19 protein-coding genes are annotated in these 21,837 nt (G+C 61.7%); 5 read left to right on the forward strand and 14 right to left on the reverse strand.

The genetic code is table 11. From position 1 onward, the window contains the following. Window positions 1-211: 211 nt before the first annotated feature. The 3 genes from clpB to rluD form a co-directional block, all read right to left on the reverse strand. On the reverse strand, window positions 212-2,776 hold the full coding sequence (gene clpB, locus BLV18_RS17255; RefSeq protein WP_049860971.1) for an ATP-dependent chaperone ClpB: 2,565 nt from the start codon (window positions 2,774-2,776) through the stop codon (window positions 212-214). A gap of 211 nt (window positions 2,777-2,987) precedes the next feature. Beyond that, the gene (gene pgeF / locus BLV18_RS17260) at window positions 2,988-3,725 is read right to left on the reverse strand and encodes a peptidoglycan editing factor PgeF (RefSeq protein ID WP_090360353.1); all 738 of its coding nucleotides are present in this window, start codon (window positions 3,723-3,725) and stop codon (window positions 2,988-2,990) included. Then, on the reverse strand, window positions 3,722-4,684 hold the full coding sequence (rluD, locus tag BLV18_RS17265; protein WP_049860969.1) for a 23S rRNA pseudouridine(1911/1915/1917) synthase RluD: 963 nt from the start codon (window positions 4,682-4,684) through the stop codon (window positions 3,722-3,724). The genes pgeF and rluD overlap by 4 nt, the downstream gene beginning before the upstream one ends. Window positions 4,685-4,834: 150 nt before the next feature. Here rluD and BLV18_RS17270 point away from each other — a divergent pair, with 150 nt between their 5' ends. The 4 genes from BLV18_RS17270 (at window position 4,835) to BLV18_RS17285 (ending at window position 9,376) form a co-directional block, all read left to right on the forward strand. Next, window positions 4,835-5,857: an outer membrane protein assembly factor BamD gene (locus tag BLV18_RS17270; RefSeq protein ID WP_049860968.1), complete on the forward strand. Its 1,023-nt coding sequence runs from the start codon at window positions 4,835-4,837 to the stop codon at window positions 5,855-5,857. A 351-nt stretch (window positions 5,858-6,208) separates the two neighbouring features. Next, the gene (locus tag BLV18_RS17275; protein WP_049860967.1) at window positions 6,209-6,442 is read left to right on the forward strand and encodes a PP0621 family protein; all 234 of its coding nucleotides are present in this window, start codon (window positions 6,209-6,211) and stop codon (window positions 6,440-6,442) included. Further along, window positions 6,432-8,027 (forward strand): sensor histidine kinase, encoded by a 1,596-nt coding sequence (locus BLV18_RS17280; RefSeq protein ID WP_375143178.1) that lies wholly within the window; start codon window positions 6,432-6,434, stop codon window positions 8,025-8,027. Before BLV18_RS17275 ends, BLV18_RS17280 begins: the two co-directional genes overlap by 11 nt. A gap of 2 nt (window positions 8,028-8,029) precedes the next feature. After that, on the forward strand, window positions 8,030-9,376 hold the full coding sequence (locus BLV18_RS17285; protein ID WP_208598865.1) for a sigma-54-dependent transcriptional regulator: 1,347 nt from the start codon (window positions 8,030-8,032) through the stop codon (window positions 9,374-9,376). Between the two features lie 269 nt (window positions 9,377-9,645). On the opposite strand, the gene thiO is transcribed toward BLV18_RS17285, so the two are convergent. The 7 genes from thiO to BLV18_RS17320 are packed head-to-tail and all read right to left on the reverse strand — an operon-like array spanning window position 9,646 to window position 16,448. Beyond that, entirely contained in the window at window positions 9,646-10,746 is a 1,101-nt protein-coding gene (gene thiO / locus BLV18_RS17290) for a glycine oxidase ThiO (RefSeq protein WP_090360356.1), read from the reverse strand. A 20-nt stretch (window positions 10,747-10,766) separates the two neighbouring features. Next, complete coding sequence (locus BLV18_RS17295; protein WP_090362383.1) at window positions 10,767-11,162, reverse strand: type IV pilin protein; 396 nt, start codon at window positions 11,160-11,162, stop codon at window positions 10,767-10,769. Window positions 11,163-11,170: 8 nt separating this feature from the next. Further along, window positions 11,171-14,266, reverse strand: coding sequence for a pilus assembly protein (locus tag BLV18_RS17300; protein ID WP_090360359.1), 3,096 nt, complete (start codon window positions 14,264-14,266; stop codon window positions 11,171-11,173). Continuing rightward, window positions 14,250-14,720, reverse strand: coding sequence for a pilus assembly PilX family protein (locus BLV18_RS17305; protein WP_056844089.1), 471 nt, complete (start codon window positions 14,718-14,720; stop codon window positions 14,250-14,252). The genes BLV18_RS17300 and BLV18_RS17305 overlap by 17 nt, the downstream gene beginning before the upstream one ends. A gap of 56 nt (window positions 14,721-14,776) precedes the next feature. Then, the gene (locus BLV18_RS17310; protein ID WP_049860960.1) at window positions 14,777-15,505 is read right to left on the reverse strand and encodes a PilW family protein; all 729 of its coding nucleotides are present in this window, start codon (window positions 15,503-15,505) and stop codon (window positions 14,777-14,779) included. Next, window positions 15,502-15,981, reverse strand: a complete 480-nt coding sequence (gene pilV / locus BLV18_RS17315) for a type IV pilus modification protein PilV (RefSeq protein ID WP_056844087.1) — start codon at window positions 15,979-15,981, stop codon at window positions 15,502-15,504. Before pilV ends, BLV18_RS17310 begins: the two co-directional genes overlap by 4 nt. Continuing rightward, a complete protein-coding gene (locus BLV18_RS17320) occupies window positions 15,978-16,448 on the reverse strand; it encodes a GspH/FimT family pseudopilin (protein WP_049860958.1) in 471 nt (156 codons plus the stop codon). The genes pilV and BLV18_RS17320 overlap by 4 nt, the downstream gene beginning before the upstream one ends. Before the next feature lie 123 nt (window positions 16,449-16,571). Here BLV18_RS17320 and BLV18_RS17325 point away from each other — a divergent pair, with 123 nt between their 5' ends. Continuing rightward, a complete protein-coding gene (locus tag BLV18_RS17325; RefSeq protein WP_090362386.1) occupies window positions 16,572-17,096 on the forward strand; it encodes a GspH/FimT family pseudopilin in 525 nt (174 codons plus the stop codon). On the opposite strand, the gene ispH is transcribed toward BLV18_RS17325, so the two are convergent. The 4 genes from ispH to ileS are packed head-to-tail and all read right to left on the reverse strand — an operon-like array spanning window position 17,089 to window position 21,828. Beyond that, complete coding sequence (ispH, locus tag BLV18_RS17330; protein WP_049860956.1) at window positions 17,089-18,036, reverse strand: 4-hydroxy-3-methylbut-2-enyl diphosphate reductase; 948 nt, start codon at window positions 18,034-18,036, stop codon at window positions 17,089-17,091. The two genes, BLV18_RS17325 and ispH, sit on opposite strands and share 8 nt — an antisense overlap. A 16-nt stretch (window positions 18,037-18,052) precedes the next feature. Beyond that, window positions 18,053-18,490: an FKBP-type peptidyl-prolyl cis-trans isomerase gene (locus BLV18_RS17335; protein ID WP_049860955.1), complete on the reverse strand. Its 438-nt coding sequence runs from the start codon at window positions 18,488-18,490 to the stop codon at window positions 18,053-18,055. Beyond that, on the reverse strand, window positions 18,483-19,004 hold the full coding sequence (lspA, locus tag BLV18_RS17340; protein ID WP_049860954.1) for a signal peptidase II: 522 nt from the start codon (window positions 19,002-19,004) through the stop codon (window positions 18,483-18,485). Before lspA ends, BLV18_RS17335 begins: the two co-directional genes overlap by 8 nt. Continuing rightward, window positions 18,997-21,828, reverse strand: coding sequence for an isoleucine--tRNA ligase (ileS, locus tag BLV18_RS17345; protein ID WP_090360361.1), 2,832 nt, complete (start codon window positions 21,826-21,828; stop codon window positions 18,997-18,999). The genes lspA and ileS overlap by 8 nt, the downstream gene beginning before the upstream one ends. Window positions 21,829-21,837: the final 9 nt, after the last annotated feature.

Consider the following 21,837-nt stretch of genomic DNA (forward strand, 5'->3'; position numbering starts at 1 on the left):
CCGGGTGAAGCGTTTGGTTCTGCGGGATGACCGACAGCGGGGCGCACTTTACAAGCCTTGAAACGAAAATGCAACGGGAAATCAAAGAGGTGTGTCATGTCGGGCCTCTTCGCGGGCAGAGCCCGCTCCCACAGGTATGCAACGTTCCTGTGGGAGCGGGGCGGGCGGCGAGCCCTCTGCCCGCGAAGAGGGCCTCACTGACCCTCATCAATCAAGCAAACACAATCTCATCATCCACTACCGACGCCTGCACTGAGGTCCCCGGCAGGAATTTGCCCGAGAGGATCAACTGCGCCAGCGGGTTCTCGATCCAGCGCTGGATCGCGCGCTTCAGCGGACGCGCGCCGTACACCGGGTCGTAGCCTACCGCGATCAGCTTATCCAGCGCCTCGTCGCTCAGCTCCAGGCTCAAATCGCGCTCGGCCAGACGGCTGCGCAAGCGGGCCAATTGGATCTGCGTGATCCCGGCAATCTGATCGCGCGCCAGCGGTTCGAAGATCACCACCTCGTCGATCCGGTTGACGAACTCCGGACGGAAATGGCTGGTCACTGCATCCATGACCGCTGCGCGTTGCGCCTCGCGGTCGCCGACCAGCTCCTGGATGCGCGCCGACCCCAGGTTCGAGGTCATCACGATCACCGTATTGCGGAAGTCGACGGTGCGGCCATGACTGTCGGTCAAACGTCCATCCTCGAGCACCTGCAGGAGAATGTTGAACACGTCCGGGTGCGCTTTCTCCACTTCGTCCAAGAGCAACACCGAGTACGGCTTGCGACGAACCGCTTCGGTCAGATAGCCGCCTTCTTCATAACCCACGTACCCGGGCGGCGCGCCGATCAGGCGGGCCACCGAATGCTTCTCCATGAACTCCGACATGTCGATGCGCACCATTGCCTCCTCGGTATCGAAGAGGAACTCGGCCAGCGCCTTGCACAGCTCGGTCTTGCCCACGCCGGTGGGGCCGAGGAACATGAACGAGCCGCTCGGACGGTTCGGGTCGGACAGGCCGGCACGCGAACGGCGTACCGCATTCGACACGGCCACCACGGCCTCTTCCTGGCCGATCACGCGTTGATGCAACAGGCTTTCCATCTTCAGCAGCTTGTCGCGCTCGCCTTCGAGCATTTTCGACACCGGAATCCCGGTCCACTTCGATACTACTTCGGCGATTTCTTCTTCGGTGACCTTGCTGCGCAGCAACTGGTTGTCGCTTTTGCCATGTTGGTCGACCATCTGCAGGCTGCGCTCCAGATCGGGGATCACCCCGTACTGCAGTTCGGCCATGCGGCTCAGGTCGCCACGCCGACGCGCGGTTTCCAGCTCCTGACGGGACTGCTCGATCTTCTGCTGAATCTGCGCGGAGCCCTGCACTTCGGCTTTTTCCGACGTCCAGATCTCTTCCAGGTCGGCGTATTCGCGTTCCAGCCGGGCAATTTCTTCGGTCAGTTTTTCCAGACGCTTGATCGCGGCTTCGTCGTCTTCCTTCTTCAGGGCTTGAGACTCGACCTTGAGCTGGATCAGGCGACGCTCCAAGCGGTCCAGGACCTCGGGCTTGGAGTCGATTTCCATGCGGATACGGCTGGCCGCTTCGTCGATCAAGTCGATGGCCTTGTCGGGCAGCTGGCGATCGGTGATGTAGCGATGGCTCAGCTTGGCGGCCGCAATGATCGCGCCATCGGTGATCGCCACCTTGTGGTGAACCTCATAGCGCTCCTTGAGGCCACGCAGGATGGCGATGGTGTCTTCCTCGCTTGGCTCATCGACGAGCACCTTCTGGAAGCGCCGCTCCAGCGCTGCGTCTTTCTCGATGTACTGGCGGTACTCGTTGAGCGTGGTGGCGCCTACGCAGTGCAGTTCGCCTCGGGCCAGCGCCGGCTTGAGCATGTTGCCAGCGTCCATGGAGCCCTCGCCTTTGCCGGCGCCGACCATGGTGTGCAGTTCGTCAATGAACAGAATGATCTGCCCTTCCTGCTTGGACAGTTCATTGAGCAGCGACTTCAGGCGTTCCTCGAATTCACCGCGGAACTTGGCGCCAGCAATCAGCGCGCCCATGTCCAGGCTGAGCAGGCGTTTGCCACGCAGGCCATCGGGCACTTCGCCATTGATGATGCGCTGGGCCAGGCCCTCGGCGATGGCGGTCTTGCCCACGCCGGGTTCGCCGATCAGCACCGGGTTGTTCTTGGTGCGACGCTGCAGCACCTGGATGGTCCGACGGATCTCGTCGTCACGGCCGATCACTGGGTCGAGCTTGCCCTCCTCGGCGCGCTTGGTCAGGTCGACGGTGTATTTCTCCAGCGCCTTGCGCGACTCCTCGGCGTTGGGGTCGTTGACCGCCTCGCCGCCACGCAGGTTGCTGATGGCATTTTCCAGAGCCTTCTTGCTGACGCCCTGCCCCAACAGCAGTTTGCCGAGCTTGCTGTTGTCGTCCATGGCGGCCAGCAAGACCAGCTCGCTGGAGATGAATTGATCACCCTTCTGCTGCGCCAGCCGGTCGGCCTGATTGAGCAGGCGTGCCAGATCCTGGGACATGTTGACGTCGCCGGTCGGGTTCTGGATTTTCGGCAATTGGTCGAGCTCTTTGCTCAACGCCTTGCGCAGGCTGTTGACGTCGAAACCGACCTGCATCAGCAACGGACGAATCGAGCCGCCCTGCTGGTCAAGTTGCGCCTGCATCAGGTGCGCGGGCTCGATGGCAGGATGGTCCATGCCAACGGCCAGGGATTGTGCGTCGGATAACGCGAGTTGAAGCTTGCTGGTCAAACGGTCAATACGCATGAGTCACCTTCCTGAAAGGGGCAGGCCGGAGCGATGGACACACCTGATGAAGAAAACCTGCCGGGGATGACAGTTAGATGGGGGGTAATGGGGAAGATTCAAGGATGGGAGTTGTAGGTCTGGGTAGGTTGTGTCAGTGCTGGCCCCTTCGCCGCCTATCGCGCAAGCCCGCTCCCACACTGGGCTCGCTGAGGGGCCATCAGCTGCGACGCTAGGGTTCCAGCCACACCAGTGAAGCGAAGCGCCCGGTGACCTGCGCGCGGCGATAGGAAAAGAAGCGCTCGTCTTCCACGGTGCACAATCCCCCGCCATACACCGCCGTCACTCCGACCGCCGCCAGGCGAATCCGCGCCAAGGCATAGATGTCGGCCAAAAACTTGCCAGGCACGGCACCCGGCGCGAATGCATCGCCAGCATGCGGATGGATCGACATGAAGGCCTCACGCACCTCGCCGCCGACTTCGAAGCGCCGTGGACCGATGGCCGGACCGAGCCAGGCCATGACCTGCTCGGGCGGATCGCGGAACGTCTGCACTGTCGCTTCCAGAACGCCGGCCGCCAGCCCGCGCCAACCGGCATGAGCGGCGGCGACCTGGGTCCCGGCGCGATTGCAGAACAGCGCAGGCAAGCAGTCGGCGGTCATCGATGTGCAGGCGATCCCCGGCGTAGCGGTCCAGCTCCCGTCGGCTTCCAGCACGCGGCTGGGGTCGGCTTCGACCACCCGCACCCCGTGCACCTGGTTCAGCCAGGCGGGCAGGATGCCGAAGTGAGCGGTCAGACGCAGGCGGTTCTGCACCACGCAATGAGGATCGTCGCCCACGTGTGCGCCCAGGTTCAGGCTGTCATACGGCGCCGGGCTGACGCCGCCTTCGCGGGTGGTCACGCAGGCCCTGACCGAAGCCGGGGCTGGCCAGTCGGGAAGCAACAGGCCCTGCGCGAAAGTGGTCACCCGATGAAGGCCTCGCGATCCTGCTTGAGCAGCGACAGCAGCCAGACGAAGTCGTCGGGCAATGGCGATTCCCAGCCCATGCGCTCACCGGTCGTCGGATGGTCGAGCTCCAGGAAACGGGCGTGCAGGGCCTGGCGCGGAAAGGTTTTCAGTGCATCGACCATGGTCGCGCTGGCCGCGGGCGGAATACGGAAGCGGCCGCCGTAGGCCTGGTCACCCACCAGGGGAAAGTTGATGTGCGACATGTGCACGCGAATCTGATGGGTCCGGCCGGTTTCCAGCTTGACCCGCACGTGAGTGTGGGAGCGGAAGCGTTCGAGCACGCGGTAATGGCTGACGGCCTGCTTGCCGCCTTCCATCACGGCCATGCGCTGGCGCTGCTGACCGTGCCGACCGATCGGCGCGTTGATCTTGCCACCGGCGGTGACCACGCCGATGACGATGCACTCATAGATGCGGCTCACCGAACGGCTCTGCAGCTGGGACACCAACTGGGTCTGCGCCTGAATGGTCTTGGCCACCACCATCAGACCGGTGGTGTCCTTGTCCAGACGGTGAACGATGCCGGCGCGCGGTACGTTGATGATGTCCGGCACATGGTGCAGCAGGGCATTGAGCAGGGTGCCGTCGGCGTGACCCGCGGCCGGGTGGACCACCAGGCCCGCCGGCTTGTTGATGACAAGGATCTGGTCGTCTTCGTAGACGATGTCCAGGTCGATGTCCTGAGCCACCCATTCACCCTGGGCTTCCTGCTCGGCATTGAGCTCGAGCAGGGCACCGCCATGCACGGTATCGCGCGGACGCAGAACGTCCCCGTCCACGGTCAGGCGGCCCTCTTTTATCCAGGCGGAAAGGCGCGAGCGCGAGTGCTCTGCGAATAGTTGGGCGGCGACTTGGTCGAGGCGTTGTCCGCCCAAATCGGACGGTACCTCTGCGCGAAGTTGTATGATCTCGGACATGCTCGGACTAGGCGGCGGCACAGCCTTTGGTTTCGGCTGCACGCTTGTGGTTAAATACGGCGTCTTTTGCCCCGGGGGTTCCACGGGGTGCTCATCATAACAGGACGGCCACGCCCGAGACAGCGGCCGTTTATAGGGACGCTAGCCGCCATGCAAGTGAAACACCTGCTGCTGATCGCCATCCTCGGACTCACCGCGGCCTGTTCTTCGACCAAAGAAGTGGTCGATGAAAACCTCAGCGAAGTCGAGCTGTACCAGCAGGCGCAGGCCGACCTGGACAACAACAGCTACACCAGTGCCACGGCCAAGCTCAAGGCGCTGGAGTCGCGTTATCCGTTCGGCCGCTATGCCGACCAGGCGCAGCTCGAGCTGATCTACGCCAACTACAAGAACTCCGAGCCCGAAGCGGCAAAGTCGGCTGCCGAGCGTTTCATCCGCCTGCATCCGCAGCACCCGAACGTCGACTACGCCTATTACCTCAAGGGCCTGACCTCGTTCGACCAGGACCGTGGCCTGGTGGCGCGTTTCCTGCCGCTGGACATGACCAAGCGTGACCCTGGCGCTGCCCGTGACTCCTACAACGAGTTCGCCCAGCTCACCAGCCGCTACCCCAACAGCCGCTACGCGCCCGATGCCAAGCAGCGCATGATCTACCTGCGCAACCTGCTGGCCTCCTACGAAATCCACGTGGCCGACTACTACCTGACCCGTCAGGCCTACGTCGCAGCCGCCAACCGTGGCCGCTACGTGGTGGAAAACTTCCAGGAAACGCCGTCCGTCGGCGACGGCCTGGCGGTGATGACCGAAGCCTACATGCGTCTGCACCTGGACGATCTGGCGGCCACCACCCTGGAAACGTTGAAGGCCAACTATCCGGACCACCCGAGCCTGGAAGACGGCAAGTTCGTGCCTCAGCAGGACGAAGCGGACAACCGCTCGTGGATCTCCAAGGCCACCCTGGGCTGGATCGGTTCCAACACCGACCCGCTGCCACCGGGCGAAACCCGCGCCAACCAAGATGTGCAACGCCAGTACCAGGAAGCGCGCGACGCCATTCCGAAGGAACTGCTGCCCCCTGAGGACGGCGGCACCGCCGACCAGCAGCAGCCGAACGCCGAAGAAGGCAAGAGCCGCTCGTGGTTCAGCTACGCGACCTTTGGTCTGTTCGACTGAAGCGCGGTCGTACTGAAAAAAGGGGCTCCGGCCCCTTTTTTATTGGAATAACCGCAGGCACTGTCCTTCTGGCAGAGGGCATTTGTATGTGTATGCCTGTGGAGCAGATGTATGCCTGTGTAGCAGATATATGCCTGTGGGAGCGGGTCTCTGCCCGCGAAGGGCTCACTGCGGTCTGCCTGATACACCGCAGGGCCCCTTTCGCGGGCAGAGACCCGCTCCCACAGGTGTTTTTCCCAGCCAATGACTGCTCACACCCGGGCTTGCCAAGGCCTACCCTCGCCCGCCGCTTGCTCCGCGTCGGGCTCGCTCCTACACTGCGCCATCTTCCCTGGCAAAGCTGACCTTCCCATGATTCGCCTGATTTTCTGGATCGCCATCGTCTTCGCCGCCATCTGGCTCTGGCGCAGATTCAAGACTCCCGCCCGCGCGCCTCGCGAAGAGCACAAGCCGGCCTCGCTGACCATGGTTCGCTGCGCCCAATGCGGCGTGCACCTGCCAGAGGACAGCGCGTTGCGTCGTGACAGCCATTGGTATTGCAGCCAGCCTCATCTGGAGCAAGGGCCCGGCAACGGTGCCCGCTGAAGCGCAGTTTCTCGGCGGCGCCCAGGCGCAGCGGATGCTGCGCCTGTACCACCTCTACCGCTTGACCATTGGTCTGTCCCTGGTCCTGCTGATTTCCAGCAACATGGACAACCGCCTGCTGGAAGTCGCCGATGGCGAACTGTTCCGCGCCGGCAGCTGGCTCTACCTCATTCTCAACATCCTGGTCGTGGTGCTGATGGGCAACCCGCGCCGGGTGCTGCCGGTATTCAGCCTGGCCACCGCCGACGTGATCATGCTCGCCGGCCTGTTCTACGCCGGTGGCGGCACGCCCAGCGGCATCGGCAACCTGATGATCGCCTCCGTGGCCATGGGCAACCTGTTGCTGCGCGGTCGCCTCGGCCTGTTGATCGCCGCACTCGCCACCATCGGCATCATCTACCTGACGTTCTATCTGAGCATCTCCCGCCCGGCCGCCGCCAATGACTACCTGCAGGCGAGTACCTTGGGTGTGCTGTGCTTCGCCGTGTGGTTCGTGGTTCAGGGGCTGAGCCGACTGCTGAGCACCAGCGAGAACCTGGCCGAACAACGCGCCAGTGATGTCACCAGCCTGGAGGCCTTGAATTCGCTGATCCTGCAGCGCATGCGAACTGGCATCCTGGTGCTGGACACCGAACTGCGCGTGCAACTGGCCAACCAGGGCGCCCTGGCCCTGTTCGGGCGCATGACGCTCAATGGCGAACTGATCGCCGATCACTCTCCCGACTTGATCGAGCGTCTGTTGCAGTGGCAGACCAATCCAGCCTTGCGGGTCAAGAGCTTGAAGCTGTCGCCTACCGGTGCGTCGATCCAGGCCAGCTTCATTGCCCTGCGCCGCGGTGGCGAGCAGCAACAGACGCTGGTGTTTCTCGAGGACCTGTCGCAGATCGCGCAGCAGGCACAACAGCTCAAGCTGGCTGCCCTGGGTCGTCTCACGGCCAGCATCGCCCACGAGATCCGCAATCCGCTGGGGGCCATCAGCCATGCAGGCCAGTTGTTGCAGGAGTCCGAAGACCTGCCGGCCGCCGACCGGCGCCTGACCCAGATCATTCAGGATCACTGCAAGCGCATGAACCTGATCATCGAAAACGTGTTGCAGCTGTCGCGTCGCCGCCCCAGCGCGCCGCACCCACTGGACCTCAAAGCCTGGCTGGAAAACTTCGTCAGCGAATTCCGCACCACCGCCCGTCCAGGCCAACAGTTGCATATGTATGTCAGCGACGGCACCCTGGAAACGCGCATGGATGCCAACCAGTTGACCCAGGTGCTGAACAACCTGGTGGAAAACGGCCTGCGCTACAGCGCCCAGCAACAGGGCCGCGCGCAGGTTTGGCTGAATCTGTTCGTGGAGCCGACCAACGGTTTACCGATCCTTGAGGTGCTGGACGACGGCCCGGGCTTTGCCGCCGATCAGTTGCAGCACATGTTCGAGCCTTTCTTCACCACCGAAAGCAACGGCACCGGGCTGGGCCTGTATATTTCCCGCGAGCTGTGCGAAAGCAATCAGGCCCACCTAGACTACAGGGCACGTGAAAAAGGCGGGAGCTGCATGCGTATCACCTTCGCCCACCCGCGCAAACAGGGATGACTATGAGCGCCAGGCAAAAAATTCTGATCGTGGACGACGAGCCGGACATTCGTGAACTGCTGGAGATCACCCTTGGCCGCATGAAGCTGGAAACCCGCAGTGCGCGCGATGTCGCCGAAGCCCGCGAATGGCTGGGCCGCGAATCGTTCGATCTGTGCCTGACCGACATGCGCCTGCCCGACGGTACCGGTCTTGAGCTGGTGCAATTCATCCAGCAGCGCTACTCCCACGTGCCGGTGGCCATGATCACTGCGTTCGGCAGCCTGGATACGGCGATCAACGCACTCAAGGCCGGCGCCTTCGATTTCCTCACCAAACCGGTCGATCTGCCGCGCCTGCGCGAGTTGGTCGGTGCCGCGCTGCGCATGCCAGCGCCCGCTCCTGCCGGCAAGGAACCGAGCATCGACCAGCGCCTGCTCGGCGAGTCGCCTCCCATGCTCGGCCTGCGCAAGCAGATCGGCCGTCTGGCGCGCAGCCAGGCGCCGGTCTACATCAGCGGCGAGTCAGGCAGCGGCAAGGAACTGGTCGCCCGGCTGATCCATGAGCAGGGCCCACGGGCGGATCGACCGTTCATCCCGGTCAACTGCGGGGCCATCCCTGCCGAACTGATGGAGAGCGAGTTCTTCGGCCATCGCAAGGGCAGCTTCACCGGCGCCACCGAAGACAAGCCGGGACTGTTTCAGGCCGCCCACGGTGGCACACTCTTTCTCGACGAGGTGGCCGACCTGCCGCTGACCATGCAGGTGAAGTTGCTGCGCGCCATTCAGGAGAAGGCCGTGCGCGCGGTGGGCGGGCAGACCGAAAACGTGGTCGATGTGCGTATTCTCAGCGCGACCCATAAAGACCTGGCAGCCGAAGTGGCGGCCCAGCGTTTTCGTCAGGATCTGTACTACCGCCTCAACGTGATCGAGCTTCGCGTGCCTTGTCTGCGCGAGCGCCGTGAAGACATTCCGCTGCTGGCCACCAGCGTGCTGGCGCGCCTGGCGCAAGGCAGCGGCCTGCCTGCCGCACAGTTGACGCCCGCCGCCCTGGAAACCCTCAAGGGCTACCGCTTTCCCGGCAATGTGCGGGAGCTGGAGAACATGCTGGAGCGGGCCTACACCTTGTGTGAGGACGACCGCATCGAAGCGAGCGACCTGCGCCTGAGCGAAACGGCGTCCACCGTGGAGACCGGCGAGCCCAGCCTGGCCCAGATCGACAACCTGGAAGATTACCTGGAAAGCGTGGAGCGCAAGCTCATCCTGCAAGCCCTGGAAGAAACCCGCTGGAACCGCACGGCGGCGGCGCAGCGGCTGAACATGTCGTTCCGTTCGATGCGCTATCGCCTGAAGAAGCTCGGGCTGGATTGATCCCCTGCCACCGCGTTCACCGCCGACGCGGCTCGCGCCGCTGCTACAGGGTTTGCGTGATGGGCCTGAGTGAACGCGTCGGCTTGTACGCGGTGTGCCTGAACAAACGCGTCGGCTGTGTACGCGGTGTGCCCGAACAAACGCGTCGGCGGTGCATGCGATCTCTGTAGCAGCGGCGCGAGCCGCGTCGGCGGTGCATGCGGTGTACCTGAATGAACACGGTAGGGCCAGACGCGGCTCGCGCCGCTGCTACAGGGTTTGTGGCGCTGTTATAGGTCGATTCGGTCCTGAGGTGCGTAAGGCGCTGGATCGATCACGGTGTCACAGCCCACCATCAAATCCACCAGCAGACGACACGAAGCCGGCGCCAGCACCAGCCCGTTACGGTAATGCCCGCAGTTCAGCCACAGACCCGGATGCCGCGGAAGCGGGCCAATGAACGGCACCCCCTCCGGCGACCCCGGACGCAACCCGGCCCACTGCCGCACCGGCGTGGCATCGGCCAGGGCCGGCAGCAGATCGACCGCCGAGGCCATCAGGCTGTCCAGCGCCTCCTGCGTTGGGGTCTTGTCGAAGCCCGCATGCTCCAGCGTGCTGCCAATCAAGATGTGCCCATCACGGCGGGGAATCGCATAACGCCCCTTGGCCAGCACCATGCTCGGCAGAAAGTCGGCAGCGCACTTGTACAGAATCATCTGGCCCTTGACCGGCTCCACCGGCAAGCCGACACCCAAGGTCTGCAGCAACTCACCGCTCCACGCTCCCGCAGTCAGCACCACCTCATCGGCCAGCAGCTCGCCTTGTGCTGAATGCACACCGATCACACGCGGGCCATCCAGCACGAAAGCCTGCACTTCACAGTGCTCACGCACCGTCACGTTGGGCAGCGCGTTCAGCGCCGCTTTCAACGCCTTCACCAGCCGCGGATTGCGCACGTTGGCGACATCCGCCATGTGAATCGCCCGCTCGAACCCCGCCCCGAGCACCGGCACTGTGGCATAGGTAGAAAGGATATCCACAGCCGCCAGCGGCCGACGATTGCGCTCGGCCCAGGCCAACGCCTCGGCCTCATCCTCCAGGTCCAACCAGTACAAGCCGGTCGTGTGCACTTCAGGATCGATGCCTGTCTCGGCAGCCAGACGCTGCCCCAGCTGTGGATAGAAATCCTGTGACCAATGCGCCAAGGCAGTGACTGCCGGGCTGTAGCGCCACGGATACAGCGGTGAAACGATACCGCCACCCGCCCAGGACGACTCCTGGCCCACCGCGCTGCGATCGATCAACGTGATGCGATCCACATGGGCGGCCAGGTTATAGGCGGTCAGCAGGCCAATGACACCGCCGCCGACAACCAGAACATGCTCAGACATCAAACGATTCCAAAGAAGGCTCAGCGGCCCCAGCAGGTGGCGGAAGTGGTGCCGGCGGCCATGCCGGTATTGGTCCGCGCGCCGGTCTGGTTAATGACGAAACTGCCGCACTTGTCACCGACCATCATGGTGCCCGCCCTTGGTGCTGCCGTCAGGCTGAACGTGGTGGCGTCCTTTACCGTCACGATGTTGTACCAGGCATTACCCGCGACGTCTGCGACGTTGGCGTAGCTACCGGTCCGAGTGAACCCCCTCTCGAAATTTTGTGCACCTTCGGCCAGTACCTGGCCGATCTCGACCCGATGGGTACGCTTCACGTACTCGGTGTAGCTGGGGTAGGCGATGGCGGCGAGGATGCCGACGATGGCGACTACGATCATCAACTCTATCAAGGTGAAACCCTGCTGCTTTTCCATAGGCATGCTCACTGTCGTTGTCGCCACATGATCCGCCGATTCTGTACGGCGCCGGGCTCGGTATAGGTGAAAAGGTTACCATTGGAATCCTGCACCGTGATGGTTTGGCTGGGTGAGTCGGTGCTGTTGCTATCGCTGCCTACGAAGGCGGAGAAATTGGGTAATCCGCCACTGATGGTATAGCCACTGATCGAGGTCGTACTTCCAAAGACTGCAAAGTTGGTGAGCATTTTACCGGTAGCAGCATCCACCTCCATGATTTTGCCTGAACCGGAGCTGGAGCAAGGATCCGTAGTATCCAGAATGGCGGTACTGAAATAGATACGACCCTCGATCAAACGCGCAGCGTAAATCACCCGCTCACCGGCATTGATGCCCTGATAGGTGAGCGGCATGTACCAGCCCATACGAGACGTGTAGTCGACGCTGTTCTGGCTGGTGTAAACAGTTTGACCCGTGATGTTGGTAATGGTCTGCTGCTGCAACTGCGATTGGGTGTAGTTCGTCGTGGAAGCATCACTGTCCAGGATGGCGTAAAAGGCTTGCGGGCTCTTGGTGGTTTTATCGGCCGACTCGTTGAGCTTTCCGGTACCGAAGAAAATCAGCTTGCGCCCGTTGGTGTAGTTGCCTATGACGGGTTGGGCGGTGATCGGTTGTGTGGCTTCGCCAGCGGCTGTGAACAAGGGTGTGGTTGGATCGACACCTTTGGTTGATGTTGTGAAGTTGAACTTCCAGAGCCGTCCCTTGAGGTCGCCGCCATAGGCATACTGAACATAGCCTTGTGCGTCCAGCCGCAACTTGACCGACGACAAACCGTTATCGGTTTCTCCAGCCTTCACAATGGGTGTTGTGAGTTTGCTGATAAAGGCCCCTGTGTTCAAGTTCACGACATAGAGGGCCGCTCGTCCCGTAGCGCTGCCATATCCGTTACTGATGAAAGCCGCCCAGGTACCGTCCTGCAATCTCCCTACTTCCGGTTTGGCATAGGCGTAGCCCAGATCATTGAAAGTATTGCTGGTATCGGCGGTATCGGGCGCACGAATCTCCCACAGTGCCTTGATGGTGTTGCCTGCCGAGTCGTCGAACAACTGCAAGGCGTAGAACGCCTTGCCACCGGCGCCGACTCCGCCCAGAGCAACGGTTCTCCATGTCTTGCCCTGTGGCGCGTCAGCTACCGTGATTTGTCCATCGGCCAGAAAGGTATGGGACGTGCCATTGACATAATCGGTGTCGGCCACGTAGTGCAGGTTGGGCAGTACACTTGAAGGCATGTACGCATAGACCCGGCGACCGCTGGTGCTGATGACATTGACGAACCCATCGTTGGTATTGACCAGCAAGTTGGGATTCATCGATTTGGCTTTGTTGGTCAAATAGGTTGAATAGCTGTTGTCATCCACTGAGTCTGAGGCCGTATTGGCAGTAGGGGACGCATAGACGAGCGGCGAGTTGATGATATCGCCCAACAGCACTGTGCGCGTTTTCAATCCTGCTTTATTGGTCCCCTTGCTCCACTCTACCAAGTCAGCCCCTGTAATGGTGCGAGGTAGATTGGCATTCAGCGACGCTTTCTGTGCCGTGGAGAAGTTATCGAAGGCCAGCGTGACGGCGGCGTTACTGGTCGTATTCCAGGATTGATAGACCGATGTCGTACCGGGTTTGATCAAATCGTCGGTACTCCAGTTGTATTTGGTGGTGTTGACCGTACCATTGGCGTTGTAGTTGAACGCTTTGATCGTGCCGCGCCAATCGGTCGGATCATAGAACGTCTCGTAATACTGCGCGCCTGTCGTCAACGTTGCCGAACTGGAAACCCCTGCCCCACCCGAGCCTGCGACCGAAGAAATGGCATTGAGCGCGGCGCCCAGTGCCGCCGTCAGCCCGGCGGCATCGGTGGCCTGGTAATACTGGCCTTTGCCGTAGTCGGCGGCGTCCGAAAGCATGTCGTTGTTGGCCGTGAAGCCCACGGTGTAGGTAAACATGTTCTGCTGGACAAAATCACTTGAGTCCCAACTTTTACCGGCCAGATCGGTACCGCCCGAGCGCATGTCGATGTCATAGGCGAACTTGGCAATGTCATCCAGGTAGAGGGTATCGCCCTCACCGTCGCCGTTGATGTTGTTGCCGTCGTTTGCACTGATCCCATCCCAGTTGGGCAAGTTGCTGCCGCCCAAGGGATCGTCTTTGGGAAAGGTACGATCATAGGTCGGCAGACCGTCGGTGATCACCACGCCGTAGTTTTTTTGACAGCGGTACTGAATGGGGCTGGTATAGGTTGAAGGCGATGAGTTGTAGTAAGGCGCCATGCCACGAAAGTAGCGCGTCACCTCATAGTAGGTTTCGGCCAGTGGGGTGTTCGCCACAGCACCCAAACCATTGATGGCATTGACCAGGGCGGTGTAGTTGGCCTTGGTCGTATCCGATGTAGCCGAAATGTCCGCGACGGCTCGAGCGATGTTGCCGCCCGGCCCAGGGTTGCCGGAGGCAGGCGGATTGAACGTCGCCAGACCGATGCGAAGATTGCGATTGGCGCCCACCAGATCGACCGCCGTCTTGCGAGCTACGTTGATTCGGTAGTCATTGGGAATAACAACGCCATCGGTGTAATCCCTGTTTGGATTATTGGCCGGAACCTGGTCATACAGAAAGGAAACATAGTTGGCCGAATAACGCGTATTGCCCGAGCCGACAGGATCAGGCAGTTTCATGCAGACCAGACGGTTCGTAGTGAACTTGTAGAACATCCTGTAGCCGACCAAGCCCCGGTTGGTACAGGTGCCTTGGTTGAAACTGCTGTAGAAAATGTTCTCGCTGCTCATGTCCAGCGCGTTTACATATTGGCAGTCGTTGTTTGCACTACAGGTGTAGACAGCTGTCTGGGCGTCCGACTGATTGAACGCAGTCGATCGGATGAGGCTGTTCATGCTCCCGGAGTTATCCACCAGCAATACCACGTTTGGCGTAACGGCGCCTGCGCTGAGCAGGGGCGAACTCGATGGTGTAAAACCATAGGCAGGCATCGCCACATAGCCGCTCACCAGTGCACCGAGCAGGCAGCTGCGCCACCAGGCCAAGCGTTGCGTCGATTTATTGCTGCTTGGCATAGAGGGTCTCCAGCACTGTACGGGATGTGCCCTGCAATCCGACGCCTGTGATTCTGTAAAGCGTGAATGAGATACCGTTTTCCGTCACGGGAATACTCGCGGCAAGGATGGCAGGGTCTTTGGTGGTGCCCAACTTTTGAACCCCGTACAGACCACCACTGGCTGCAGCGGTCCATATCACCCCGGAACTGGCATCGTTGCCTGCTGCGGGGAGGCCGGTATTGGCCAGGACAGGAGGCGCACACCGGGTCACATCAGCGCAGACCGCCAATGTATAACCCGACGCCGCAACCGCATTTTCGCCCAGCCGTAACGCCGCCTCAGCCATTTGAAAGGACTCGTTGCGCAGCTTTACACTGCCAGCCATCTTTTCTTGCAGGGTTGCGTTTTGCATTGAAGAGATGCCGATCAATGTCAGCAGCAGAAGAAATACCAACGCGATGATCAGCGTCATGCCCCGCTGGTGGCCAGGGCGTCGCCCCATTGAAATCGAACGCAACGCAGGCCTCCTCACAATAGACGGTTCCGAATGGAAGCCACGACGCTGAACGACTGCTCCCTCGCCAGTGCAGTCGCATTGCCATCGGTGACCTTCAGAGCAATGCGCACGCTGCGAATCAGGGCAAAGTTGGTAGGCGTCGCCACATAGCTGGAAGCAAACTCGTCGGCGTCGTTGGAGGCCATGCCGAAGGTCACATCGAACTGGCTGACATTGTTGATCAAAGGAGAAACGCTATCAGCCTTTGGGCCGACATTGATCGAGTTACTGCTGTAGGAGTAAACCACCCTGCGGATGGGGAAAGTCAGTTGCCCTGCCGCCAATGCAGGCGCCTGTCCGCCGGTGTACGCGGTCGCGCTAAACTTACAATCCGAACGAATCTGCCAAGTGGGCAACGGGCCATTCTCGCCGACATCTGCGTACACTAGCGTCAGGACCACATTGCCATTCGAAGATCTGGTAACGGTAATAGGTGTCGCGAAGGCAGCGGCGAAATCCCCCTCCTTACTGCTGTCCTGCACCGTGGCCAGGCAACCAAACATCCCCACGGAACGGACTTCCTGAATCATCTTGCTCAGTATGAACCGCGCGTCCTCCTGAATAGCGGCTGCCGCGCTTTGCGAGCGGTAGGTGTTCTTCGCCGTCAGAAATATCTGCGTCACGCCCAGTGTGATGACCAGACCCAGGGTCATTGCCACCATCAGCTCGATCAGACCGATACCGGCCATGCTCCGTCTCATTTGATGTCCTTGTCCATTGCCACGCGGCTGACGAGCTTGTACTCCTGAACGGCGGCATCGGTGCCGGCTACGTTGGAAACATTGGACGCGCCCGCTGCACGAGCATCGGACCATCTGATGGTGATCGTCACTAACCGACCTTTGACGTCGATGCTGCTGGTTGCGGCATCTGCTCCCCCGAGCGCGGTGACGTTGGCGGCGAAGTCGACCAGATCCTGATTGCGAGTGGAGCCACCGCCACTGGTCGGCGCGGCACTCAGAGCGGACAGCGCGTAGTTGGCATTGGGGTTGGCACGGATTCGATCCATCATGTCATAGGCGAGGAAACTGGCCTGGCTGCTCAAGGTGGAGCTATCAGTGAACTTCAAGGCATTGAGCTGGAGGGCCGCCGCGCCAAGCAGTCCGATGCCCAGCACCAACAGCGACACCAGCACCTCGATGAGGCTGGCACCCTTCTGTTTCGCAGGCCGAGTCATGGACAAGCCCCAGTCGGCACGATGCGACCGTTCGCACAGACGCCCAGAGTCCTGCTGAAGCTTCCGCGCGTGTAGACAAACTCAAACTTGCTGGCCGGCACCACCAGTGCACCCAGACTGCTGTATTCGATAAAAGCCAGGTCGTTGGGAAGTACCACGGCAGAGGTGGCCATGGGGGCGATCACCCTGAGCGTATCGACCACGGCGCCATTGGCAACCGACTGGATATTCAGCTGGCTGGTCCAGGTGTTCGCTGTCTGTGGTCTGACCCGCACATTCATGCCCCTGTTGATCGCCTCGAGCCGCGCATAGTTGAGTGCCCGATACAAATCCGTGGATTCAGTGTCCGCTTTGGTGTTGTTCATCAAGGTAACGAACGATGGAATCCCCACGGTCACCAGGATGGCCAGCACCGCGATCGTCACCATCAGCTCGACCAGCGTAAACCCCTTGTAACCATGCCGCATTGGACGCCTCCCCCAGGAGCACTGACTATAAACCAGCGCTCGCGCGGTTCGCTGGGCGCACAGGATATACGGTTGTTCTAGGGGGATCAGCGCCTGTTGCACAGAAACCCAGGGAGGGTTGGCATGAACAGCAAGGGAGTGACATTGGTGGAGCTGGTGGCGGTCCTGGCCGTGGTTGGGATACTCTCGGCGATTGTCGTGCCGGCCTTTCGTGCAATGCTGCAAGAGCAGCGGCGTCAGATGATCGTCAGCGAGCTGGTCGCGACCCTGAAAATGGCCCGAATCGAAGCGGTTGTGAGGCATACCCCTATAGTCGTCCGCGCGTCGGACAAGGGGTGGGGCTGGGGGTGGAAGGTAGTGCCAGACCGTCGCGGGCTGCCTTCCAGCTCGAGCACTGTCCTGCGCGAGCGCGTGTTGGACGGCGCGATCAGGATCGAAGGAAACCTATGGATGCGCAAGGAGGTGCGTTTCAACACGTTCGGCGCTGTTGCCGGAGTGGGCGGCGCCGGAAACCCCGGAACGCTCTTCGTGTGCGATCGCAACAACAAGGCGCGTACGCGACTTATCCTCAGCTGGGCCGGAAGGCTCAGGCTAGACAAAAGCTACGTACGCAACCGCGATGATGAGTGCCGCAAGTCACTCAAGTAATCGCCTTGACCCGCAATTCCTTGGGCATCGAGAACGTGATGTTCTCCGGCCGGCCGATCAGCTCGTCGGCACCGGTCGCGCCCCAGGCATGCAGTTGCTCGATGACGCCGCGCACCAGCACTTCGGGTGCCGAGGCGCCGGCGGTGATGCCGATGCGCTGCACGCCGTCGAACCAGCCTTGCTGCATGTCTTCGGCGCCGTCGATCAGATAGGCCGGGGTGGACATGCGTTCGGCCAGCTCACGCAGGCGGTTGGAGTTGGAGCTGTTCGGGCTGCCCACCACCAGCACAACGTCGCACTCGTCGGCCAGGATCTTGACCGCGTCCTGGCGGTTTTGCGTGGCGTAGCAGATGTCGTCCTTGCGCGGTCCGCCGATGGCCGGAAAGCGCGCACGCAGCGCATCGATGACCCGGCTGGTGTCATCCATCGACAGCGTCGTCTGGGTGACGAAGGCGAGGTTTTCCGGATTGACCACCTTCAGGTTGGCGACGTCTTCCTCGTCTTCGACCAGGTAGATGGCGCCTCCGTTGCTGGCGTCGTACTGTCCCATGGTGCCTTCCACTTCCGGGTGTCCGGCGTGGCCGATGAGAATGCACTCACGTCCGTCGCGGCTGTAGCGGGCCACTTCGATGTGCACCTTGGTGACCAGCGGGCAGGTCGCGTCGAACACCTTGAGCCCGCGTCCGGCCGCTTCCTGGCGCACGGCCTGGGAGACGCCGTGAGCACTGAAGATGACGATGACGTCGTCGGGCACCTGGTCGAGTTCATCGACGAAGATGGCGCCGCGGTTGCGCAGGTCTTCGACCACGAACTTGTTGTGCACCACTTCGTGACGGACGTAGATCGGCGCGCCGAAGACTTCCAGCGCACGGTTGACGATCTCGATCGCTCGGTCCACACCCGCGCAGAAGCCGCGGGGATTGGCGAGTTTGATTTGCATGCTTGCCTCGGTGCCCTTAAAGGGCCGTGACCGAAAGAATTTCCACCTCGAAGGTCAGGGTCTTGCCTGCCAGGGGGTGGTTGAAGTCTACCGTCACTTCGTTGTCGTCGAATGCCTTCACCACGCCCGGAAGCTCGGTGTTGGCGGCGTCGTTGAAGATCACCAGCAACCCTTCTGACAACTCCATGCCTTCGAACTGCGATGCCGGCATGACCTGCACGTTCTGCGGGTTGGGCTGGCCGAAAGCGTTTTCCGGCAGCACCTTGACGGTGCGTCGGTCGCCGGCCTTGAAGCCGAACAGGGCCGCTTCGAAGCCTGGCAACAGGTTGCCGTCGCCGACCTTGAAAGTCGCCGGCGACTTGTCGAACGTGCTGTCGACGGTATCACCGTTTTCCAGGTGCAGGGCGAAGTGCAGGGTCACTTCGGTGTTTTCCCTGATTCGCTGTTCAGTCATGCACCGCTTCTCCGCTTTTCTTGCTCTTGAACATATCCAACGCCAGCATGATCGCACCGACGGTGATGGCGCTGTCGGCCAGGTTGAACGCCGGGAAACGCCAGCGATCCTGCCAATGCACCAGAATGAAATCGACCACATGGCCCAGCACGACGCGGTCGAACAGGTTGCCTACCGCCCCGCCCAGTACCAGCGCCAGGGCAATCGCCAGCCAGGTGTCGCCGCGGCCCAGACGCTTGAGCCACACCACCAGCACCACACTGACCACCACGGCGATCAGGGTGAACAGCCAGCGCTGCCAGCCGCCGCTGTCCGCCAGGAAGCTGAAGGCGGCGCCGGTGTTGTAGGCCAGGGTCCAGCTGAGCAGGTCGGGAATGACCACGATCTGCTCGTACATCTGCAGGTTGCCGTCGAAATAGAACTTGGTGGCCTGGTCCAGCGCCATGACCAGCACGCTGAGCCACAGCCACTTCAAGTGACCGTAGCGACCGAAAGACGCCGACGAATCAGGCATAGTGGCGCACCTCGCCATCACCGCTGATGTTGTCGACGCAGCGACCGCAGATTTCCGGATGCTCGGGGTTCACGCCCACGTCATCGCGGAAGTGCCAGCAACGCGCGCATTTGACGCCACCCGACTTGACTACCTTAAGCTTCAGGCCGGCTACGTCGGTGACCACCGCATCGGCCGGAGCCTGAGCGAACGGCGCCAGGGTGGCGCCCGAAGTGATCAGCACGAAGCGCAGCTCGTTGCCCAGTTTGGCCAGGTCGGTGTTCAGCGCGTCTTCGCTGTACAGCGTCACTTCGGCCTGCAGGTTGCCGCCGATGGCCTTGGCCGCGCGCTGGTTTTCCATTTCCTTGTTGACCGCAGTCTTCACCGCCATCACCCGCTCCCAGTAGGCACGGTCCAGCTCGAAGCCCTCGGGCAGCTCGCTCAGGCCCTGGTACCAGGTGTTGAGCATTACCGACTCGTTGCGCTCGCCGGGCAGGTACTGCCACAACTCGTCGGCGGTGAACGCCAGGATCGGCGCGATCCAGCGCACCAGCGCCTCGCTGATGTGATACAGCGCGGTCTGGCAGGAGCGACGGGCGACGCTGTTGGCGCCGGTGGTGTACTGGCGGTCCTTGATGATGTCGAGGTAGAAACCGCCCAGCTCCTGCACGCAGAAGTTGTGCACCTTGGAGTAGACGTTCCAGAAACGGTATTCGCCGTAGTGCTCTTCCAGTTCGCGCTGCAGCAGCAGAGCACGATCCACGGCCCAGCGGTCGAGGGCGATCATCTGATCGGCTGGCAGCAGGTCGGTGGCCGGGTTGAAGCCGCTGAGGTTGGAGAGCAGGAAGCGCGCGGTGTTGCGGATGCGACGATAGGCATCGGCACTGCGCTGCAGGATGGTATCCGACACGGCCATCTCGCCCGAATAGTCGGTGGCCGAAACCCACAGGCGCATGATGTCGGCGCCCAGGGTATCGTTGACCTTCTGCGGGGCGATGACGTTGCCCAGCGACTTGGACATCTTGCGGCCGTTCTCGTCCACGGTGAAACCGTGGGTCAGCAGTTCGCGGTACGGCGCGTGGTTGTCGATGGCGCAACCGGTCAGCAACGAAGAATGGAACCAGCCACGGTGCTGGTCGGAACCTTCCAGGTACAGGTCGGCGCGCGGGCCGCTTTCATGACCCATCGGGTGCGAGCCGCGCAGCACGTGCCAGTGGGTGGTGCCCGAGTCGAACCAGACGTCCAGCGTGTCGCTGATCTTGTCGTAGTTGGCCGCCTCGTCGCCCAGCAGCTCGGCCGGGTCCATCTTGAACCAGGCTTCGATGCCTTCGACTTCGACGCGCTTGGCCACCTCTTCCATCAGCTCGACGGTGCGCGGGTGCAGTTCACCGGTGGCCTTGTCGAGGAAAAACGGGATCGGCACGCCCCAGTTGCGCTGGCGCGAGATGCACCAGTCGGGACGGTTGGCGATCATCGAGTGCAGGCGCGCCTGCCCCCAGGCCGGGACGAACTTGGTGTCTTCGATGGCTTTCACCGCGCGTTCGCGCAGGGTGTCGCCTTCGACCGGTGGCTTGTCCATGCCCACGAACCACTGCGCAGTGGCGCGGTAGATCAGCGGGGTCTTGTGACGCCAGCAGTGCATGTAGCTGTGGCTGACCACTTCGGTGTGCATCAGCGCGCCGACTTCGGCCAGCTTGTCGACGATGTTCTGGTTGGCCTTGAAGATGAACTGGCCACCGAAGAACGGCAGCGATTCGGCGTACACGCCGTTGCTCTGCACCGGGCTGATGATGTCGTCGTTGGTCAGGCCGTATTGCTTGCTGGTGACGAAGTCGTCGACACCATAGGCCGGGGCGCTGTGCACCACGCCCGTGCCGGCACCCAACTCGACGTACTCGGCCAGGTACACCGGCGACAGGCGATCGTAGAACGGATGACGGAAGTTGATCAGCTCCAGCTTGGCGCCCACGGTGGTGGCGACGACCGAGCCTTGCAGGTTGTAGCGGGCCAGGCTGCTTTCCACCAGTTCTTCGGCAAGCACCAGCAGGCGGTCACCGACGTCGACCAGCGCGTAGGTGAACTCGGGATGCACGTTGAGCGCCTGGTTGGCCGGGATGGTCCACGGGGTGGTGGTCCAGATCACGATGCTGGCCGGTTTCTCCAGGCCTGGCAGACCGAAGGCATCGGCCAGCGCTTGCTGGTCGGCGATCGGGAAGGCGACGTCGATGGTTGGCGATTTCTTGTCGGCGTACTCGACCTCGGCCTCGGCCAGGGCCGAACCGCAGTCGAAGCACCAGTTCACCGGCTTCAGACCCTTGAACACGAAGCCGTTGCGGACCATTTCCGCCAGGGCGCGGATCTCGCCGGCCTCGTTGGTGAAGTTCATGGTCTTGTACGGGTTGGCCCAGTCGCCGAGCACGCCCAGACGGATGAACTCGGCTTTCTGCCCTTCGATCTGCTCGCTGGCATAGGCACGGCACAGTTCGCGGGTCTTGTCGCCGCCCAGGTTCTTGCCGTGGGTGACCTCGACCTTGTGCTCGATCGGCAAGCCATGGCAGTCCCAGCCCGGCACGTACGGCGCATCGAAGCCGGCCAGGGTCTTGGAACGGATGATCATGTCCTTGAGGATCTTGTTGACCGCATGACCGATGTGAATGTTGCCGTTGGCATAGGGCGGGCCGTCGTGCAGGACGAACTTGGGACGGTCCTTGCCAATTTCGCGAAGCTTCTGGTACAGGCCAATGCTGTCCCAGCGCTGCAGAGTTTGCGGCTCGCGCTGGGGCAGGCCGGCCTTCATTGGGAAGGCGGTGTCCGGAAGGTTTAGCGTGGCTTTGTAGTCGGTCATTTCAGGCTC

This window comes from Pseudomonas coleopterorum, from assembly GCF_900105555.1.
GTDB lineage: Bacteria > Pseudomonadota > Gammaproteobacteria > Pseudomonadales > Pseudomonadaceae > Aquipseudomonas > Aquipseudomonas coleopterorum.

Bases quoted from the DNA above. Each gene is read 5' to 3' on its own strand.
- thiO (WP_090360356.1), bottom strand. From the start codon at position 10,746: ATGTCTGAGCATGTTCTGGTTGTCGGCGGCGGTGTCATTGGCCTGCTG.
- BLV18_RS17275 (WP_049860967.1), top strand. From the start codon at position 6,209: ATGATTCGCCTGATTTTCTGGATCGCCATCGTCTTCGCCGCCATCTGG.
- BLV18_RS17310 (WP_049860960.1), bottom strand. From the start codon at position 15,505: ATGAGACGGAGCATGGCCGGTATCGGTCTGATCGAGCTGATGGTGGCA.
- lspA (WP_049860954.1), bottom strand. From the start codon at position 19,004: ATGCCTGATTCGTCGGCGTCTTTCGGTCGCTACGGTCACTTGAAGTGG.
- ileS (WP_090360361.1), bottom strand. From the start codon at position 21,828: ATGACCGACTACAAAGCCACGCTAAACCTTCCGGACACCGCCTTCCCA.
- clpB (WP_049860971.1), bottom strand. From the start codon at position 2,776: ATGCGTATTGACCGTTTGACCAGCAAGCTTCAACTCGCGTTATCCGAC.
- BLV18_RS17305 (WP_056844089.1), bottom strand. From the start codon at position 14,720: ATGACGCTGATCATCGCGTTGGTATTTCTTCTGCTGCTGACATTGATC.
- rluD (WP_049860969.1), bottom strand. From the start codon at position 4,684: ATGTCCGAGATCATACAACTTCGCGCAGAGGTACCGTCCGATTTGGGC.
- BLV18_RS17320 (WP_049860958.1), bottom strand. From the start codon at position 16,448: ATGCGGCATGGTTACAAGGGGTTTACGCTGGTCGAGCTGATGGTGACG.
- BLV18_RS17325 (WP_090362386.1), top strand. From the start codon at position 16,572: ATGAACAGCAAGGGAGTGACATTGGTGGAGCTGGTGGCGGTCCTGGCC.
- BLV18_RS17295 (WP_090362383.1), bottom strand. From the start codon at position 11,162: ATGGAAAAGCAGCAGGGTTTCACCTTGATAGAGTTGATGATCGTAGTC.
- pilV (WP_056844087.1), bottom strand. From the start codon at position 15,981: ATGACTCGGCCTGCGAAACAGAAGGGTGCCAGCCTCATCGAGGTGCTG.
- ispH (WP_049860956.1), bottom strand. From the start codon at position 18,036: ATGCAAATCAAACTCGCCAATCCCCGCGGCTTCTGCGCGGGTGTGGAC.
- BLV18_RS17335 (WP_049860955.1), bottom strand. From the start codon at position 18,490: ATGACTGAACAGCGAATCAGGGAAAACACCGAAGTGACCCTGCACTTC.
- BLV18_RS17285 (WP_208598865.1), top strand. From the start codon at position 8,030: ATGAGCGCCAGGCAAAAAATTCTGATCGTGGACGACGAGCCGGACATT.
- BLV18_RS17300 (WP_090360359.1), bottom strand. From the start codon at position 14,266: ATGCCAAGCAGCAATAAATCGACGCAACGCTTGGCCTGGTGGCGCAGC.
- BLV18_RS17270 (WP_049860968.1), top strand. From the start codon at position 4,835: ATGCAAGTGAAACACCTGCTGCTGATCGCCATCCTCGGACTCACCGCG.